The following is an 18,314-nucleotide window of genomic DNA, read 5'->3' as shown; positions in this document are numbered from 1 at the left end:
TTTGTTGTAAAATATAAGAAAAGGGTTGAACGTTTCGTTGTAATTCTATGATGGAATGTGTTGCGAAAGAAAGTAAATGGGCGATAAATATATTTTTTTGTGTTTTTATCGGAAAGTAAGAAACTTTAAAAGGGAATTTTCACACAATTGTCGAACAATTCATGTAGCCTAGAAGCTTACACATGTCGGAAGAATCGATTCGGTAAGGGAGGAAAAACTGTGGAGAAAATTAAAGTATGTCTTGTGGATGATAATAAAGAATTGGTATCAATGCTAGAGAGCTATGTTGCTGCTCAGGATGATATGGAAGTGATCGGAACTGCTTACAATGGTCAAGAATGTTTAAACTTATTGACAGACAAGCAGCCTGATGTACTCGTTTTAGACATTATTATGCCACATTTAGATGGTCTAGCTGTGCTAGAGAAAATGCGACATATTGAAAGGTTAAGACAACCAAGCGTTATTATGTTGACAGCATTTGGACAAGAAGATGTGACGAAAAAAGCGGTTGATTTAGGTGCATCATATTTCATATTAAAACCATTTGATATGGAGAATTTAACGAGTCATATTCGTCAAGTGAGTGGTAAGGCAAATGCTACCATTAAACGTCCATTACCATCTTTCCGATCAGCAACAACGATCGATGGAAAACCGAAAAACTTAGATGCGAGTATTACAAGTATCATTCATGAAATTGGTGTACCCGCTCATATTAAAGGGTACATGTACTTACGAGAAGCAATCTCTATGGTGTACAATGATATCGAATTACTAGGATCTATTACGAAAGTATTATATCCAGATATCGCAAAGAAATATAATACAACAGCAAGTCGTGTCGAGCGCGCAATCCGTCACGCAATTGAAGTGGCTTGGAGCCGTGGGAATATTGATTCTATTTCGTCCTTATTTGGTTATACTGTATCAATGTCAAAAGCAAAACCTACGAATTCCGAATTTATTGCAATGGTTGCGGATAAGCTAAGACTTGAACATAAGGCTTCGTAAATGTTGTCGTATTAATGTCATAACAAAATTTAATAACCGCCAATTACATATGTAGGCAATAAAGTATATAGGTAATTGGCGGTTAATTTAAAAACCTTCTAATTATTGGATTGAAATTTAGATTCCAATAATTAGGAGGTTTTTTGTTGTATGAATAACTTTCAATTGTAGATTAATAGAATAAAGATTAAAGCAAAGTTGAATGATTATTTAATAAAATCTATGGCACGATCTACCCTTAATAAATTTGAAAATGCATGAAAAAAGAAGCGGATTTAATAACGATGTATATAGAAAGTCCTTATTTATCATATAGAGACTTAGGGTGTTTACATGGGATAACTCACCCTGAAAGAGTAAGGCGAACACTTGATTCAGCAAAGAGGAAATTAAGGGAGGCTATATTTTGGTAGGATTCTCGTATTTATTTGCTTTATATAGCAGACTGTTTCGTTTCAACTTCTTTAAAAGGAGTGGGATTAAATTTTTTTGGTTAGAAAATCCGAATATTTAGTACAGTAAAATAGTTTCACGTGATATAATTCGTTTGTAAAATATTGTATGGAGAAGGGGTAGCATGACGCAAATAAAGGTTACGCCAGAACGGCTAGAACGGTCAGCAAAGCTTGTTCTTGAAACTAAAAATAGATTAGAACAGATACATAAAGATTTATATAACCAAACGGAATACGTAGCTTCAATGTGGAATGGTGCAACGAGTCAAAGGTTTTATCAGATGTTTAATGAAACAAAACCTCAAATGTTTAATGTGTTTCGGGAATTTGATAAGATTGCAGAAGAACTAATGCACGCTGCTGAAAAGTTTCGTAATGCTGATGAACGTTATGATGGTAATTTAGTTGATGGAAAGATAGAAGAAGGGGGCAATGTGTGGTAAGCTACCTGAAAAATCTACTTTCGAAAAAATTCGAGATGGTATTGTAGAAGGTGCAGGGGAAGCCGTTGAAGATACTATAGAAGGATTTAAGGCACTTGGTAAATGGGAAACGTGGCAAAATATGGGGAACGCAGCCTTGCATCCTATTGATACACTTAGTACCATGTATAATGTATTGTCGGATTCATTTATTAATGATGTAATAAATGGTGACGCAGAAAGTCGTGCAAAATGGGGAAGTTATGCTTTAACTCAAGTTGGTTTAGGACTTATTGGTGATAAAGGAATAAGCAAAGTCACTACACTTGCAAAGGGTACGAATTTAGCAAAGGTATCAGAAGGTATCTCGTCTGTTTCGAATCAATTACCATTGAAAGACCGATTTGCATTCGCGGGTACTAGTGGCTTTGGTAGCAATCAGATAAAAACTTTTGAAGCTTTACAAGAAGCCCGTGATACATTTATGTTTTCCGAAACTGGTGGAAGAAGTAGAGTTAAAGGTGTACAAGAAGTAATAAAAGATTATGCGGATAAAGTTCTTGATAGAGTAGATGTAAAAAATGATTATCCCGATTCGTATACAGCATCTAAAGTATTACGTGAAGAACTTAAGGATGCAGGGATTGAACCACCCCCATATTCTAATGCAGCACATCATCTAACACCTTGGAATGATAAAAGGGCTATTGAAGCACAAAAATTATTAAAAGAATTTGGAATACACCATGATTCTGCTGCTAATGGAGTGTTTTTACCATATAAAGTAAATGAATATGTGACTACTGAAGTGTTACATATAGGTAATCATAGTACGGATTATATGAAAGAGGTAACTAAGGTACTAAAAGAAGTTAAAGAATATGGTGGTACTCAAGCAGACGCTGTTGCAGCTTTACATGACATAAGAACACGTTTATTAGATGGCGGCTTAAAATTAAATAGCCCGAAATAATTTATGAATAGATTAAATATAAAGGAGAAGGAAAATGAAAATTTGGGAATTGAAGAGTTCATCTGATAACTATGAGTCTTTCCAACTATTAAATTATAAAAAGGATAAGAAATATTTTGAAGGAAAATTCAACTCCACTACAATTTTACTAGATTCATGGGGAGAAATATTTATTGAATGTCTAGAAGAAGGAAATCATAGTGATTTTCCTTATTTTTGGGGAGAAACTGGTGCACCAATGGTTAGCGAACAAGCGAAAAAATTATTAGAACCTTTAATAGGCGCTAATGTTGAGTTTCTTCCACTTATTAACAATACAACAGGTGAAGTATATTATGTAGTTCATGTTTTAAATGTATTAGATGCAATTGATAGTGATAAAGCAATTTTAAAAAAACTAATTACAGGTTTAATAATAGGGTGTGAAAAATTTGCATTTACTCCTAATGTTATTCAAAATGAAGTGATTTTTAAAGTATATGTAAATAAAAGGATTCATCCTACTGCTGTTTTTGTATCTAAAGAATTTAAAAATACAGTGTTAGAAAGTGATTTAAAAGGTTTTGAATTTGTAGAGGTATGGGATTCAGAAGCAAACATGTAAAAGACAGTCCTAAAATAACTGACAGGAGTTAGTAACATGGATGCAAAGGTTTCAGAAATTCTAAGAATGTTAAACAATTATGATGGAAATGAAAAAGAAATTTTTGAACTGATTTAAGCTGAAGCAATGGTGAAATATAAACAATGCGAAGAAATGATAGATACGATACTGAATAATAAGTCCAAAACTGAAAAAGAAAAACATGAAGCTATAATGAGTATGATAGGACATATTTTCACTTGTGGCGTGTCTTATGGAAGTGTTCAAGTTCCGTTAGCAATGATTAAGAATCGTCAATCATCTATACATTGATTTATATTTTGAGATAAAGTTGAAACAATAGAATAAAGTCGTACCAGATAGTCGATGAAATGAATAATAGTACACGAATGTCATTTGATTTATATTCCTATACACATTAGTAACGTAATGTTACCAATGAATTAGGAAAAACTAAACCAATAAAGGGCGTGAAATTTAGCGTATTTATTGGACGAAAAGAAAATGTTAGAAACGTATACATATCAACGTTTAAAGCTTTTGGTTATACTGTATCAATGTCAGAAGCAAAACCTACGAATTCCGAGTTCATCGCAATGGTTGCGGATAAGGTAAGACTTGAACATAAGGCTAGTTGAGAGTAGTATATTCAAAATAAATTTTTTTATAAAAGATCAATGAGTTTAAAACACTCGTTGATCTTTTATTTTGTTATAAGAATAATATTGAAGTCGTATTTCATAAGAAATATGATTATGACACATTCAAAGGTGGTTTATTGATTTATATGGAAAATAAAACATACATTTAGTAAAATTATCTATAAAGGGATATTTTTTGATATAGAATTTGTTAAGGGACAAACTGGAAATGTTTGGGGGTATTTATATGAAAAAGAAAATTTTAATTTGGATTGGATGTGCAATAGGCTTAGTCGGGCTTACTGTTGGTATAACTTTTGGAATGTTGGAACTTGCAGATAATCCGGTGGAAAAACAAGCTAGTGCTGAAATAGATACAAGCGAATATAAAACAGTTCCAAAAGAAAAAGAAGCGCAGTTTGGTGAGATTGGTGGTGCAAGTGCGAAACTCCAAATTACAAAAGATTCTACTGAAGAAGAAGTGGTTAAAGCGATGCACAGTATGACCCACCAAAAAGTAATAGCTGAGCAAAAATGGGGAGCAATCCCGATGTCTAAAGAGAATGCTGAAAAAGTAAGAAGTATCTTAAATGAGAGTGCTTTTGAAACGAAAGAAGAACTTTTAGCGATTGCTGAAAGATGGATAAACAAAGATTTTAGTAAAGTTGTGGACGATCATAACTACTTTTGGAAACTACAAGGTGGTAATATCGGAAAAGCGACAGGAGTTATGGACTCGCTAGAAGAGCAAACTTTTTCTTTAAACAATTTTGGAGATGTAGTAACAGGTGAATTACATAAATCTGGAGACCTTCAATAGGTTGGTGGAACTTAAAATTGCAATTTGTAGAAAAAAGCTTCTCTATAGAGGCTTTTTATTTTGTTGTTCCATGCATTCATAATTTTAGTGGGTAAGTTATCCATGATATAATAGATGATAATAAAAAGCCCTGCAAAACAGGACTATATTATTCTTCGTCTTTATTTTGTTTTTCTAATTCAACTAATTTTTGGATTAAAATATGCTGTGGCATATGCATAAGTTGTTCAAGTGGAACACCTAACGCTTTTGATAGGCGGACTGCAGTGTCTGGAGAAATTTGTAATGGTCTCATAGAAGTACCTCCTTTTTCGTATAGTATAGCATAAGATTGGGGGAGTGAGGATGACTCTTATATTTGCACATCGTGGTGCAGCGGGAACGTATCCGGAAAATACAATGATTTCATTTGAAGCGGCGGAGGCTTTCGGAGCAGATGGAATTGAACTCGATGTTCAATTCACGAAAGATGGAAAAGTTGTCGTTATTCATGATGAAACGGTGGATCGGACAACAAATGGAAAAGGTGAGGTTCGAAATTATTTATATGAGGATTTATGTAAGTTGGATGCGAGTTATAAATTCGGTGACAAAGTAGGTTTTTGCAAAATACCTCTTCTAGAAGAGGTGTTAGAATGGCTCGTAAAAACGAAATTGCTACTCAATATTGAACTGAAAAATAATAAAATCCCATACAGAGGTTTAGAAGAAGAGGTTATAACACTTGTACGTAAGTTTAGTCTAGAGGATTGGATTGTATTTTCTTCTTTTAATCACTATAGTATGAAGCGATGTCATATGATGGCTCCTGATATTCAAACAGCTATTTTGTATCGCGAAGGTTTGCATAGCCCGTGGGCATATGCAAAAAAGATGGGTGCTACTGCAGTACATCCGAATTATCGTTATCTTCAAGATGCTATCGCTGAATTAACGATGGAAAGTGGTGTGGAGGTTCGTCCTTACACGATAAATGAAGAAACGCTTATGCGTAAATATTTTGATATGAATATATCAGCGATTATTACTGATTATCCTGAAACAGCAAGAACTTTATTACCGATAAAAAAATGAGACCTAATATAATGGTCTCATTTTTTATTTATGATATGTGAAAACTTTGTTTTATCTTCTGAAGCGTGCTTGTACTTTATTTCTCTTACGATCTCTGTGTAAGACGAAGCCGCCGAAGATATAAAACCCGAGTGCAAAGCAAAGAGCGCCGATTAAAAATTGTAACCATAATATAGGGATTGGGGAGAACAAAATCCCAAATACAGTATCTCTCATTAGTTTAATACCAAGCACGGCTAATGAAATGGGGATGAGTGCTAATAATAGAGCGAGGTAACGCTGCATATAAACGCTCCTTTTCAGATTATTTTGTATATTTTAATGATGTTATATGGAATGGGGGTTTGTCAAGAGGTTGCTGAACGAGTAAGATAAGAATGTGAAAAATTTTGCAGAGATACTTCGAGAGGAAGTGTAATGTATGAAACAAAATGTGTTAATTGTTGGAGCAGGTGAAGGTGGGAGTACGCTGCTAAGTCTGTTGCAAAATTCGAATATATTTCAAATTATAGGGGTTATTGATATTAATCCAATTGCGAAAGGATTACAAATCGCAAAGGAATATGGGATTTCGATTGGTGATAGTGTAACTCCGTTTCTTTCTATGCATATTGATGTAATGTTTGATATGACAGGTGATTATGATTTACATAAAGTGTTATTGGAAAGTAAGCATAAAGATACTCTTCTTATACCAGGGGATATTGCGAAAATTGTTACGAGATTAGCGCATGAGAAGGAAGGCTTGATTGGACAGTTAGAGGAACAAACGCAACAAGGAGAATTAATTTTAAATTCTACACATGACGGTATGATTGTTATTGATCGAGAGGGAAAAGTCCGTCTGTTTAACAAAAGCGCAGAGCGTATTATCGGATATAAAAAAGAAGAAGCGGTAGGGAAATATATTTTAGAAGTTATTCCAACGAGTAAGTTGCTTCGTATTATACGTACGAAACAAATAGAAGTGAACTATGAACTGACGTTAGAAAATGACAAGAAGATCATTACAACGCGTATACCGATATTAAAAGAAGGTGGAGAGGTTCAAGGGGCATTTGCGATTTTTAAAGATATTACAGAAGTTGTAGATTTAGCGGAAGAAGTTACAGACTTAAAAGAAATTCAAACGCTACTCGAGGCAATTATTAACTCATCTGAAGAAGCGATTTCGGTTGTCGATGAGAAAGGAAGAGGGTTAGTTATAAACCCTGCTTATACGAAGTTAACGGGTTTGACGGAAGAAGATATTCTGGGGCAGCCGGCTACAACTGATATTGTAGAAGGTGAAAGTATGCATATGAAAGTACTCCGGACACGCCGGGCGGTACGAGGAATACATATGAAGATTGGGCAAAAGAAGCGGGATGTAATTGTAAACGTAGCGCCAGTTATTGTTGATGGAATATTGAAAGGAAGCGTCGGGGTAATTCGCGACGTATCAGAAATTCAAAAGTTAACAAATGAATTGAATAGGGCAAGACAAATTATTCGAACGTTAGAAGCGAAATATTCATTTGATGATATTGTTGGCGATTCAGATGAAACGACGGCAGCTATTGAACAAGCAAAACTTGGAGCAAATACACCAGCCACGGTATTACTTAGAGGGGAATCAGGTACAGGGAAAGAGTTGTTTGCACACGCTATTCATAACGGTAGTAATCGAAAATACAATAAGTTCGTCCGAGTAAACTGTGCTGCTATTTCCGAGACATTATTAGAAAGTGAATTATTCGGTTATGAGGAAGGCGCGTTTTCTGGAGCGAAAAGAGGCGGGAAACGAGGGTTCTTTGAAGAAGCGAATAATGGAAGTATTTTTTTAGATGAAATCGGAGAGTTATCTGCAAATACGCAAGCGAAGCTTCTTCGTGTACTACAAGAAAAAGAAATTGTGAAAGTAGGGGGAACGAAAGCGATACCTATTAATGTTCGAGTGATCGCTGCGACGCATGTGAATTTAGAAAAAGCTATTTTAGAAGGAAAGTTCAGAGAGGACTTATATTATCGTTTAAATAAAATCCCGATTCAAATTCCTTCCCTTCGTCAGCGTAAAGGAGACATACCAGCGATTGCAGAAAGGTTAATTCAAAAAATTAATCAAGATTATGGTCGTAATGTAGAAGGGCTCACCGATTCAGCCATTTCGTATTTACAATCATATGAATGGCCAGGAAATGTTAGGGAGCTTGAAAATATTTTAGGACGAGCTGTTATCTTTATGAATTATAACGAGATATATATTGACGTACATCATTTACCGCCTTTACATAAAGAAGAACAAGTAGAGACGAAACAAAATAATTTATTACCTGAATTAGAAGAGAAGGCCCTTGAACACCTAGTGACAGAATTTGAGGGGAATATTATCCGTGAATATTTAGATAAATTTGACGGGAACAAAACGAAGACTGCAAAAGCGTTAGGAATTTCAGTTCGAAACTTATATTACAAGCTAGAAAAGTACGACTGTGCAAAAAATAGCATGCAATAAATTGCGTACCGTGCAATTTATTGCATGGTATACAAAAAGCGACAAAACAAGACAGAATATTTCGTTATTTTCCAAAGTATTGATTTTACTGCATTTTGAATGCGTTTTCATTATTGGTAAGACCACTTTTGAAAGTTGGCACGGTATTTGCTTAATGAATAGACGAGGGACGACGGAAAGGGTTGATTACAAAATATGAAGTTAGAACATTTAATTGATCAAGCGGCAGGACAGCCTAAAAAAACTGTGGCTGTAGCAGTAGCTGAAGATCATGAAGTAATTGAAGCTGTAGCGAAAGCAATTAAATTACAGCTAGCTCAATTTCGTCTATATGGAAATCAAGAAAAAATAATGGGGATGCTACAAGAGCATGGATTACAAACTTCAGAACATATTGAAGTGATTGCAGTAAAGTCAAGTGCTGAGGCTGCAGAACTTTCTGTTAAAGCTGTAAGAAATGGCGAAGCAGATGTGCTTATGAAGGGGAACATCCCAACTGCAAATATTTTGAAAGCCGTATTAAATAAAGAGTGGGGACTTCGTAAGGGCAGCGTACTTTCACACGTTGCAGCGTTTGAAGTTCCAAATTACGATCGTCTTATTTTTGTTACAGATGCAGCGATGAACATTGCACCTGATGTAACACAAAAAGCTGCTATTATACAAAATACTGTAGAAGTTGCCCGGGCAATAGGAATAGATTTGCCGAAGGTAGCGCCAATTGCAGCGGTAGAGGTTGTTAATCCTGCGATGCAAGCGACAATTGATGCAGCGATGTTAACTCAAATGAATCGCCGCGGACAAATTAAAAATTGTGTCGTTGATGGACCACTTGCTTTAGATAATGCAGTATCACAAATTGCAGCAGAACATAAAGGCATAGTAAGTGATGTAGCAGGTAAGGCAGACATTTTACTCGTCCCAACGATTGAAGCTGGAAATGTGCTATATAAATCACTCGTATACTTTGCAGATGCAAAAGTAGGAGCTATGATTGCTGGCGCTAAAGCACCGATTGTTTTAACATCACGTGCTGATTCAGCAGAAACAAAAGTATATTCATTAGCATTGGCAGTTGCGACTGCTTCAAAATAAACCAAATAGGGTAAAACAATTAGGGGGAAACGACAATGACATTAGAAATCTTCGAATACTTAGAAAAATATGATTATGAGCAAGTGGTATTTTGTCAAGATAAAGAATCTGGTTTAAAAGCAATCATTGCAATCCATGACACAACACTTGGACCAGCTCTTGGTGGAACAAGAATGTGGACATATGATTCTGAAGAAGCGGCGATTGAAGATGCATTGCGTCTTGCAAAAGGGATGACATACAAAAATGCAGCAGCTGGTTTAAACTTAGGTGGTGCAAAAACAGTAATTATCGGTGATCCACGTAAAGATAAAAGCGAAGCGATGTTCCGTGCATTAGGACGCTACATTCAAGGATTAAACGGACGTTATATTACAGCTGAAGATGTTGGCACAACAGTAGATGATATGGATATTATCCACGAAGAAACTGACTTTGTAACAGGTATTTCACCTTCATTCGGTTCTTCTGGTAACCCATCTCCAGTAACTGCATACGGTGTTTACCGTGGTATGAAAGCAGCTGCAAAAGAAGCGTTCGGTACAGATAGTCTAGAAGGAAAAGTAATTTCTGTTCAAGGTGTTGGTAACGTAGCATATCACCTATGCAAACATTTACACGCTGAAGGAGCAAAATTAATCGTTACAGATATTAATAAAGAAGCTGTACAACGTGCAGTAGAAGAATTCGGTGCAACAGCAGTTGAGCCAAATGAAATTTACGGTGTTGAATGTGATATTTACGCACCATGTGCATTAGGTGCAACAGTTAATGATGAAACTATTCCACAACTTAAAGCAAAAGTAATCGCAGGTTCTGCAAATAATCAATTAAAAGAAGATCGTCACGGCGACATCATTCATGAAATGGGTATTGTATACGCACCAGACTATGTTATTAATGCAGGTGGCGTAATTAACGTAGCAGACGAGTTATATGGATACAATAGAGAACGTGCACTAAAACGTGTTGAGTCTATCTATGACACAATTGCAAAAGTAATCGAAATTTCAAAACGTGATGGTATAGCAACTTATGTAGCAGCAGATCGTCTAGCTGAAGAGCGCATTGCAAGTTTGAAAAACTCTCGTAGCACATACTTACGCAACGGTCACGACATTATTAGCCGTCGCTAATCATTCATATATAACTTTTACAAAAGGTGTGGTTACCTCTTATGAGGTTTCCACTTCCTTTTAAATTTATTAGTGGAGGTAGCAACATTGTCTGTAAATCGAATTCTTGTTATTAACCCAGGTAGTACATCCACAAAAATTGGTGTTTTTGATAATGAAAGACCTGTTCTAGAAGAAACGATTCGTCATGACGTAGAACAGATTGGAAAATATAAGCGAATTATCGACCAATATGAGTTTCGTAAAGAAACGATTTTAGAAGTTCTACATTCTCATGGTATTAACATTTCAAAATTAAACGCTGTTTGTGGGCGTGGTGGATTACTTCGTCCAATCGAAGGCGGTACGTATACAGTAAACGATGCGATGTTAGAAGATTTGAAAAATGGGTTTAGTGGTCATCACGCTTCAAACCTCGGAGGCATTTTAGCCTATGAAATTGCTTCTGGATTAAATATTCCTGCATTCATTGTGGATCCTGTCGTTGTAGATGAGATGGAGCCGATTGCTCGTATAAGTGGTATTGCTGGTATGGAACGCAAAAGTATCTTCCATGCATTAAATCAAAAAGCAGTTGCTCGTAAAGTAGCTGACCAATTAAATCACAAATACGAGGATTTAAATTTATTAGTTACACATATGGGCGGCGGTATTACAGTTGGTGCTCATAAAAAAGGAAAAGTTATCGATGTAAATAATGGTTTAAACGGAGAAGGACCATTTAGCCCAGAGCGTGCTGGTACAGTACCAGTAGGACAACTAGTTGAAATGTGTTTCTCTGGTGAGTATTACCGAGACGAAATGGTGAAACAGCTTGTCGGACAAGGTGGGCTTGTAAGTCTAATCGGTACAAATGATGCAATTAAAGTAGAACAAATGGTTGAAAAAGGTGATCCTGAAGCAACTCTTATTTATAAAGCAATGGCATATCAAGTTGCAAAAGAAATTGGCGGAGCTAGTGCTGTGCTTCACGGGAAAATCGATGCAATCGTATTAACTGGTGGACTTGCATACAGTAAAATTCTTGTCGATGAAATAAAAGAACGAGTGGACTGGATTGCAGATGTTATCGTACATCCAGGAGAAGATGAGTTAGAAGCGTTAGCAGAAGGAGCACTTCGTGTATTACGTGAAGAAGAAGCGCCGAAAGAGTATGTTGTAAGAGAAAAACAAACAGTAGCTAGGGGTTGAGATAATGGCAAGAGAATATGATTTAGTCATCGTTGGCGGCGGTACAGGTGGATATGTTGCTGCTATTCGCGCATCACAACTAGGATTAAAAACAGCACTTGTTGAAAAAGAAAATCTTGGTGGTACTTGTTTACACAAAGGATGTATTCCTAGTAAAGCTCTTTTACGTAGTGCAGAAGTATACGCGACTGCTAAAAAAAGCGAAGAGTTCGGAGTTATTGCAAGTAATGTAGAGCTAAACTTTGCAAAAGTACAAGAGCGTAAAGAGAAGATTGTAACGCAGCTCCATAAAGGCGTTCAACATTTAATGAAACAAGGTAAAATTGATGTGTTTGAAGGTATTGGCCGTATTCTTGGCCCATCTATTTTCTCTCCGATGCCAGGGACAATTTCAGTTGAACTTGCAAGTGGAGAAGAGAATGAAATGTTAATTCCAAAAAATGTACTTGTTGCAACGGGTTCTCGTCCAAATTCATTACCAGGTTTAGAGTTAGACGGAGAGTATGTAATGTCTTCAGATCATGCCCTAAAAATGGAAACGCTTCCTAGTTCGATCATTATCGTTGGTGGCGGTGTAATTGGTATTGAGTGGGCATCTATGCTTGCTGACTTCGGTGTAGAAGTTACAGTGTTAGAGTATGCAAAAACGATATTACCACTAGAAGACCAGGACGTTTCAAAAGAAATGCAACGTCTGTTCAAGAAAAAAGGTATTAAAGTGGTGACTGGTGCAAAAGTATTACCAGAAACATTGGTAAAAGATAATGGAGTAACAATTCAAGCTGAACATAACGGTGAGAATAAAGAATTTAAAGCAGAAAAAATGCTTGTATCTGTAGGAAGACAAGCCAATACGCAAAATATTGGTTTAGAGAATACGGATATCGTTGTGGAAAAAGGATACATTCAAACAAATGAGTTTTATCAAACGAAAGAATCTCATATTTACGCAATTGGAGATGTAATCGGTGGCTTACAACTTGCTCACGTTGCTTCTCATGAAGGAATTGTTGCAGTAGAACATATTGCAGGGAAAGAAGTTACACCAATTGATTACTCTATGGTATCAAAATGCGTATATAGCAGTCCAGAAGTTGCTTCTGTTGGTTTAACAGAACAAGAAGCGAAAGAAAAAGGCTATAAGTTAAAAGTAGGTAAGTTCTCATTCCGCGCAATCGGAAAAGCACTTGTATACGGAGAATCAGATGGATTTGTAAAACTTGTAGTTGATGAAGAAACAAATGACATTCTTGGTGTTCATATGATTGGACCACATGTAACAGATATGATTTCTGAAGCTGGTCTTGCAAGAGTACTTGATGCAACACCTTGGGAAGTAGCACATACAATTCATCCGCATCCATCATTATCTGAGGCGATTGGTGAAGCAGCACTAGCTGTAGATGGAAAAGCGTTACACGCATAAAAATGTGGATTTAGGAGGTTATGAAAAATGGCAGAAGTAAAAGAAAAGCGCCATGAAGAGCTTGGCTTAAGTGATGAGCAAGTATTAGAAATGTTCCGTACGATGTTACTTGCACGTAAAATCGACGAACGTATGTGGTTATTAAATCGTGCAGGTAAAATTCCATTCGTAATTTCTTGTCAAGGACAAGAGGCTGCACAAGTTGGAGCAGCGTTCGCTCTTGATAGAGAGAAAGATTATGCATTACCATACTACCGTGATATGGGTGTTGTACTAGCGTTTGGTATGACAGCTAAAGAGCTTATGTTGTCAGCTTTCGCGAAAGCTGGAGATCCAAACTCTGGTGGTCGTCAAATGCCTGGTCACTTCGGTCAAAAGAAAAATCGTATTGTTACAGGTTCATCTCCAGTAACAACACAAGTACCACATGCAGTTGGTATTGCGCTAGCTGGAAAAATGGAGAAGAAAGATTTAGTAACGTTCGTTACATTTGGAGAAGGTTCTTCAAACCAAGGTGACTTCCATGAAGGGGCAAACTTTGCTGGTGTACACAAACTACCTGTTATTTTCATGTGTGAAAATAACAAATATGCAATCTCTATTCCGGTTGAAAAACAATTAGCATGTAAAAACGTATCAGATCGTGCAATTGGTTACGGTATGCCTGGATATACAATAGACGGAAATGATCCGCTTGCAGTATATAAAGCTGTAAAAGAAGCAGCAGACCGCGGCCGACGTGGTGAAGGCCCAACTTTAATTGAAACAGTATCATATCGTTTAACAGCACATTCTAGTGACGATGATGATCGTGTTTATCGTGATAAAGAAGAAGTAGAAGAAGCAAAGAAAAAAGATTCAATTATAACATTTGCAGCTTATTTAAAAGAAGCTGGCGTGTTAACTGAGGAATTTGAAAAACAAATGTTAGACGAAATTATGCATATCGTAAATGAAGCAACAGAATATGCAGAAAATGCTCCGTATGCAGCACCTGAAGATGCATTGAAGCACGTATACGCAGAATAGGGGGGAACGTTTCATGGCTGTAATGTCTTATATTGATGCTATTACATTAGCGATGCGCGAAGAAATGGAACGCGATGAGAAAGTATTCGTTTTAGGAGAAGATGTTGGTAAAAAAGGTGGCGTGTTTAAAGCGACACACGGTTTATATGATCAATTTGGTGAAGATCGTGCACTTGATGCACCGCTTGCAGAATCTGCAATTGCTGGGGTAGCAATTGGTGCGGCAATGTATGGTATGCGCCCAATCGCTGAAATGCAGTTTGCTGATTTCATCATGCCAGCAGTAAACCAAATTGTTTCTGAGGCAGCAAAAATTCGTTATCGTTCTAACAACGATTGGACTTGTCCAGTTACAATTCGTGCGCCATTTGGCGGGGGTGTTCACGGTGCATTGTATCATTCACAATCTGTAGAAGCGATGTTTGCAAACCAACCGGGTTTAAAAATTGTTATCCCTTCTACACCATATGATGCAAAAGGCTTATTAAAAGCAGCAATTCGTGATGAAGATCCAGTATTATTCTTTGAACATAAACGTGCATATCGCTTAATTAAAGGTGAAGTGCCAGAAGATGACTATGTATTACCAATCGGAAAAGCAGATGTAAAACGTGAAGGTGATGATATTACTGTTATCACGTACGGATTATGTGTTCACTTTGCTCTTCAAGCAGCTGAGAAATTAGCACAAGATGGCATTTCTGCACACATTCTTGATTTACGTACTGTGTATCCATTAGATAAAGAAGCAATCATTGAAGCTGCTTCTAAAACAGGTAAAGTTCTTCTTGTAACAGAAGACAATAAAGAAGGAAGCATTATGAGTGAAGTGGCAGCAATTATTGCTGAAAATTGTCTGTTTGATTTAGACGCACCAATCGCACGTCTTGCAGGCCCAGACGTACCGGCAATGCCATATGCACCAACAATGGAAAAATTCTTTATGGTAAATCCAGATAAAGTTGAAAAAGCAATGCGTGAACTTGCGGAATTTTAATCGGGGGGACTATACATGGCTGTAGAAAATATTACAATGCCTCAGCTCGGGGAGAGCGTTACAGAGGGCACAATTAGTAAATGGCTCGTTAATGTTGGCGATCACGTAAATAAGTATGATCCGCTTGCAGAAGTAATGACTGATAAAGTAAATGCAGAAGTACCATCTTCTTTCACTGGTATTGTGAAAGAGCTAATCGCTGGTGAAGGCGATACGTTAGCAGTAGGTGAAGTTGTTTGTGTCATTCAAGTAGAAGGCGCAGATGAAGTAGCTGCAACAGCTGTTGAGGAAAAAACGAAAGAAGAACCAAAGGCAGAAGTAACTACGCCTGAAAAAGCACCGAAAGCGAAACAACCAACTGATGGAAAACCACGTTTTTCACCAGCTGTGTTAAAACTTGCGGGCGAGCATAATGTTGATTTAGATCTAGTAGAAGGTACAGGATCAAATGGACGTATTACTCGTAAAGATATTTTAAAGCTAGTGGAATCTGGAAATATTCCGCAAGCTGGTGCGAAAAAAGAGGAAGCTGTAGCAGCGGTAGTAGAAGCGCGTCCAGAAGCACCAAAAGCAGCGCCGGTAGCACAAAAAGTAGAAGCTGCGAAACCAGTTTCTGTTCCAACAATGCCTGGCGATATCGAAATTCCAGTAACAGGTGTGCGTAAAGCAATTGCAGCGAACATGTTACGTAGTAAACACGAAGCGCCACATGCTTGGATGATGATTGAAGTAGATGTGACAAACCTTGTGTCATACCGCAATTCAATTAAAGGCGACTTTAAAAAGCGTGAAGGCTTTAACTTAACGTTCTTTGCTTTCTTCGTAAAAGCAGTTGCACAAGCGTTAAAAGAATACCCTCAAATTAACTCAATGTGGGCTGGCGATAAAATCGTTCAGAAGAAAGACATTAACCTTTCTATCGCTGTTGCAACAGAGGAAGAGTTATTTGTACCAGTAATTAAACAAGCGGACGAGAAAACAATTAAAGGTATCGCTCGTGAAATTACAGAACTTGCAGGAAAAGTACGCACGAAATCGTTAAAAGCGGACGAAATGCAAGGCGGAACATTTACAATTAATAACACAGGATCATTTGGTTCTGTTCAATCTATGGGCATTATTAATTACCCACAGGCGGCTATTTTACAAGTTGAATCAATTGTAAAACGACCAGTAATTATGGATAATGGTATGTTCGGTGCTCGTGACATGGTTAACTTATGTTTATCACTTGATCATCGTGTACTTGATGGTTTAATTTGTGGTAAGTTCTTAGGACGTGTAAAAGAAATTTTAGAAAACACGGCAGAAAATAATACGTCTATATATTAATAAAAAGCTCGCTTAGGCGAGCTTTTTATCATCTTATTTCTTCTTCTGCTCCTACTATATGTACAACACTTTTCCCAGTAATCTTACAATGGACGATTATGTATTAGGAATTTACGAAAATACATTGCTGATATATGGTATATAGATATAAAATAAGAAAAGAATAATTTTTTTGGCAAATCTTACTGATGAAACTGTAGTATAATATATTGTATTGTATGAAAAAGAGAGTTATTCTATATAAGTGTTTTATAGATAATGTGTAATCAGTCGTCAAAACATGAAGAATGTTGACTCCTGGTTTTTTATTTTGCTGTAACAATGTTTCAGGAGGATGTCATGAAAAGAAGTACCGAGTTTTTTAAGAGTTTAGATGTAAAATTAATTTTAATTTTGTTTGCGTTATGTGTTACGAGTATAGCCGCTATATATAGCAGTCAGCAAACTGGACAGTATGGAGATGCAAACTTTGCTATGAAGCAGGGAGTTAACTACATAATTGGGGTTGTATTGTTACTTCTTGTTGCAAGCATCGACTTAGATCAATGGCAAAAATTGTCTTGGCCACTTTATATCGCTGGGTTTGGTTCACTTATTCTTTTGAAAATACTACCGGTTTCCAGTTTTACACCTGAAAAATTAGGTGCAAAAAGATGGTTTGTTTTTCCAGTAGCTGGACAAATTCAGCCATCGGAGTTTTTCAAAATTTCATTGCTACTCATAATAGCCAGTTTAGCGGTGAAACATAATGCTCAGTATATGGCCCGGACATTCCAAACTGATTTGAAATTAGTCGGGAAAATTATGTTAGTATCTCTTCCACCTATGGCCGTTGTATATAGCCAACCAGACACAGGGATGGTGTTCTTATATGCAGCAGCTATCGCATGTATTTTATTTATGTCAGGAATTCAAAAGAAATTAATTGCGATATGTACAGTCATTCCGGTGACCATATTGTCTACATTAATATTTATATTTGTAAAATATCCAGATTTCTTCTTTAATAAATTAGTTACTCTGTTAAAACCTCACCAACAATCACGTATTATAGGTTGGCTAGATCCATTTGAAAATGCAAATGAAGGCTATCAAACGCAGCAATCGATTTTAGCTGTAGGTAGTGGAGGTATGGAAGGTAAAGGGTACGGTGAAGGGAGCGTCTATATTCCGGAGAAACACACGGACTTTATTTTCGCTACAATTGCTGAAGAAGGTGGATTTATAGTAGCGGCGTTAGTTGTGTTCTTGTTCCTATTACTACTATATCGAACAATTATTATCGGTTATTCTGCTGATAATTTATTTGGTACATTATTATGTGCTGGATCAATAGGAATACTAACGGTTCAAATATTCCAAAATATCGGTATGATCGTTGGATTAATGCCTGTAAAAGGTATTGCGTTACCTTTCTTATCATATGGGGGAAGTTCCTTATTCTCGAATATGATTATGATGGGGCTCATATTATCGGTACGGAAAACATATAAAAAATATATGTTTTCGGTTAAGTAAAAAAGCTGGTTCGTGTAAAAACGAACCAGCTTTTTTACATATATGCTCTTAAACGTTGCAAACTAAAACAGACTTGTAGGTTGGAATGTTTAA

16 protein-coding genes and 2 pseudogenes are annotated in these 18,314 nt (G+C 36.6%); 16 read left to right on the top strand and 2 right to left on the bottom strand.

Features of this window, described 5'->3' with window-relative positions:
- The first annotated feature begins 219 nt into the window (after positions 1-219).
- The 6 genes and pseudogenes from spo0A to BAU27_RS18710 all read left to right on the top strand — a co-directional run bounded on the left by spo0A (position 220) and on the right by BAU27_RS18710 (position 4,929).
- A complete protein-coding gene (gene spo0A, locus BAU27_RS18730) occupies positions 220-1,014 on the top strand; it encodes a sporulation transcription factor Spo0A (protein WP_000411416.1) in 795 nt (264 codons plus the stop codon).
- Positions 1,015-1,591: 577 nt separating this feature from the next.
- Positions 1,592-2,864: pseudogene (locus BAU27_RS31905) on the top strand (WXG100 family type VII secretion target).
- Positions 2,865-2,898: 34 nt separating this feature from the next.
- Complete coding sequence (locus BAU27_RS18720) at positions 2,899-3,468, top strand: imm11 family protein (RefSeq protein ID WP_071771633.1); 570 nt, start codon at positions 2,899-2,901, stop codon at positions 3,466-3,468.
- Positions 3,469-3,594: 126 nt separating this feature from the next.
- The gene (locus tag BAU27_RS32945; RefSeq protein ID WP_254797973.1) at positions 3,595-3,780 is read left to right on the top strand and encodes an ANIS5 family metal-binding protein; all 186 of its coding nucleotides are present in this window, start codon (positions 3,595-3,597) and stop codon (positions 3,778-3,780) included.
- A 227-nt stretch (positions 3,781-4,007) separates the two neighbouring features.
- A pseudogene (locus tag BAU27_RS32940) lies at positions 4,008-4,106 on the top strand (sporulation transcription factor Spo0A); the annotation flags it as partial.
- A gap of 250 nt (positions 4,107-4,356) precedes the next feature.
- Positions 4,357-4,929: a PRK06770 family protein gene (locus BAU27_RS18710; RefSeq protein ID WP_071771631.1), complete on the top strand. Its 573-nt coding sequence runs from the start codon at positions 4,357-4,359 to the stop codon at positions 4,927-4,929.
- Between the two features lie 148 nt (positions 4,930-5,077).
- On the opposite strand, the gene BAU27_RS18705 is transcribed toward BAU27_RS18710, so the two are convergent.
- On the bottom strand, positions 5,078-5,224 hold the full coding sequence (locus BAU27_RS18705) for a YycC family protein (protein ID WP_001247671.1): 147 nt from the start codon (positions 5,222-5,224) through the stop codon (positions 5,078-5,080).
- Positions 5,225-5,274: 50 nt separating this feature from the next.
- Between BAU27_RS18705 and BAU27_RS18700 the strand changes: the two genes are divergently transcribed.
- Positions 5,275-6,003 (top strand): glycerophosphodiester phosphodiesterase, encoded by a 729-nt coding sequence (locus tag BAU27_RS18700; RefSeq protein ID WP_071771630.1) that lies wholly within the window; start codon positions 5,275-5,277, stop codon positions 6,001-6,003.
- A 51-nt stretch (positions 6,004-6,054) separates the two neighbouring features.
- Here the strand turns inward: BAU27_RS18700 and BAU27_RS18695 are convergent, their stop codons facing one another.
- On the bottom strand, positions 6,055-6,288 hold the full coding sequence (locus BAU27_RS18695; RefSeq protein WP_001190193.1) for a DUF2627 domain-containing protein: 234 nt from the start codon (positions 6,286-6,288) through the stop codon (positions 6,055-6,057).
- Positions 6,289-6,424: 136 nt separating this feature from the next.
- On the opposite strand from BAU27_RS18695, the gene BAU27_RS18690 reads away from it, so the two are divergent.
- The 9 genes from BAU27_RS18690 (at position 6,425) to BAU27_RS18645 (ending at position 18,221) form a co-directional block, all read left to right on the top strand.
- Complete coding sequence (locus tag BAU27_RS18690) at positions 6,425-8,497, top strand: sigma 54-interacting transcriptional regulator (RefSeq protein ID WP_071747070.1); 2,073 nt, start codon at positions 6,425-6,427, stop codon at positions 8,495-8,497.
- A gap of 195 nt (positions 8,498-8,692) precedes the next feature.
- The gene (gene yqiS / locus BAU27_RS18680; protein WP_071771628.1) at positions 8,693-9,592 is read left to right on the top strand and encodes a phosphate butyryltransferase; all 900 of its coding nucleotides are present in this window, start codon (positions 8,693-8,695) and stop codon (positions 9,590-9,592) included.
- A gap of 35 nt (positions 9,593-9,627) precedes the next feature.
- A complete protein-coding gene (locus tag BAU27_RS18675; RefSeq protein WP_071747067.1) occupies positions 9,628-10,728 on the top strand; it encodes a leucine dehydrogenase in 1,101 nt (366 codons plus the stop codon).
- Positions 10,729-10,815: 87 nt separating this feature from the next.
- Positions 10,816-11,919 carry a butyrate kinase gene (buk, locus tag BAU27_RS18670; protein WP_060632217.1) on the top strand — a complete coding sequence of 368 codons (1,104 nt, stop codon included), beginning with the start codon at positions 10,816-10,818 and terminating at the stop codon, positions 11,917-11,919.
- A 4-nt stretch (positions 11,920-11,923) separates the two neighbouring features.
- A complete protein-coding gene (gene lpdA, locus BAU27_RS18665) occupies positions 11,924-13,345 on the top strand; it encodes a dihydrolipoyl dehydrogenase (protein ID WP_000090438.1) in 1,422 nt (473 codons plus the stop codon).
- Between the two features lie 27 nt (positions 13,346-13,372).
- Entirely contained in the window at positions 13,373-14,374 is a 1,002-nt protein-coding gene (gene bfmBAA, locus BAU27_RS18660) for a 3-methyl-2-oxobutanoate dehydrogenase subunit alpha (RefSeq protein ID WP_000852549.1), read from the top strand.
- Between the two features lie 13 nt (positions 14,375-14,387).
- Entirely contained in the window at positions 14,388-15,371 is a 984-nt protein-coding gene (gene bfmBAB / locus BAU27_RS18655; RefSeq protein WP_000290071.1) for a 3-methyl-2-oxobutanoate dehydrogenase subunit beta, read from the top strand.
- Between the two features lie 15 nt (positions 15,372-15,386).
- Positions 15,387-16,703, top strand: a complete 1,317-nt coding sequence (locus BAU27_RS18650; RefSeq protein ID WP_071771627.1) for a dihydrolipoamide acetyltransferase family protein — start codon at positions 15,387-15,389, stop codon at positions 16,701-16,703.
- A 339-nt stretch (positions 16,704-17,042) separates the two neighbouring features.
- Entirely contained in the window at positions 17,043-18,221 is a 1,179-nt protein-coding gene (locus BAU27_RS18645; RefSeq protein WP_071747065.1) for an FtsW/RodA/SpoVE family cell cycle protein, read from the top strand.
- The last annotated feature ends 93 nt before the right edge of the window (positions 18,222-18,314 follow it).

This window comes from Bacillus sp. NH11B (genome assembly GCF_001884205.1).
Classification (GTDB): Bacteria; Bacillota; Bacilli; order Bacillales; family Bacillaceae_G; genus Bacillus_A; species Bacillus_A proteolyticus.
The sequence above is the reverse complement of the archived record's forward strand: the minus strand, read 5'-3'. Positions and strand labels throughout refer to the sequence as shown.

Excerpts from the sequence above, each read along its gene's own strand:
- BAU27_RS18675 (WP_071747067.1), top strand. The coding sequence starts at position 9,628 with ATGACATTAGAAATCTTCGAATACTTAGAAAAATATGATTATGAGCAA.
- lpdA (WP_000090438.1), top strand. The coding sequence starts at position 11,924 with ATGGCAAGAGAATATGATTTAGTCATCGTTGGCGGCGGTACAGGTGGA.
- bfmBAB (WP_000290071.1), top strand. The coding sequence starts at position 14,388 with ATGGCTGTAATGTCTTATATTGATGCTATTACATTAGCGATGCGCGAA.
- BAU27_RS18690 (WP_071747070.1), top strand. The coding sequence starts at position 6,425 with ATGAAACAAAATGTGTTAATTGTTGGAGCAGGTGAAGGTGGGAGTACG.
- BAU27_RS18720 (WP_071771633.1), top strand. The coding sequence starts at position 2,899 with ATGAAAATTTGGGAATTGAAGAGTTCATCTGATAACTATGAGTCTTTC.
- BAU27_RS18710 (WP_071771631.1), top strand. The coding sequence starts at position 4,357 with ATGAAAAAGAAAATTTTAATTTGGATTGGATGTGCAATAGGCTTAGTC.
- bfmBAA (WP_000852549.1), top strand. The coding sequence starts at position 13,373 with ATGGCAGAAGTAAAAGAAAAGCGCCATGAAGAGCTTGGCTTAAGTGAT.
- BAU27_RS32945 (WP_254797973.1), top strand. The coding sequence starts at position 3,595 with ATGGTGAAATATAAACAATGCGAAGAAATGATAGATACGATACTGAAT.
- BAU27_RS18650 (WP_071771627.1), top strand. The coding sequence starts at position 15,387 with ATGGCTGTAGAAAATATTACAATGCCTCAGCTCGGGGAGAGCGTTACA.
- BAU27_RS18700 (WP_071771630.1), top strand. The coding sequence starts at position 5,275 with ATGACTCTTATATTTGCACATCGTGGTGCAGCGGGAACGTATCCGGAA.
- yqiS (WP_071771628.1), top strand. The coding sequence starts at position 8,693 with ATGAAGTTAGAACATTTAATTGATCAAGCGGCAGGACAGCCTAAAAAA.
- BAU27_RS18705 (WP_001247671.1), bottom strand. The coding sequence starts at position 5,224 with ATGAGACCATTACAAATTTCTCCAGACACTGCAGTCCGCCTATCAAAA.
- BAU27_RS18695 (WP_001190193.1), bottom strand. The coding sequence starts at position 6,288 with ATGCAGCGTTACCTCGCTCTATTATTAGCACTCATCCCCATTTCATTA.
- BAU27_RS18645 (WP_071747065.1), top strand. The coding sequence starts at position 17,043 with ATGAAAAGAAGTACCGAGTTTTTTAAGAGTTTAGATGTAAAATTAATT.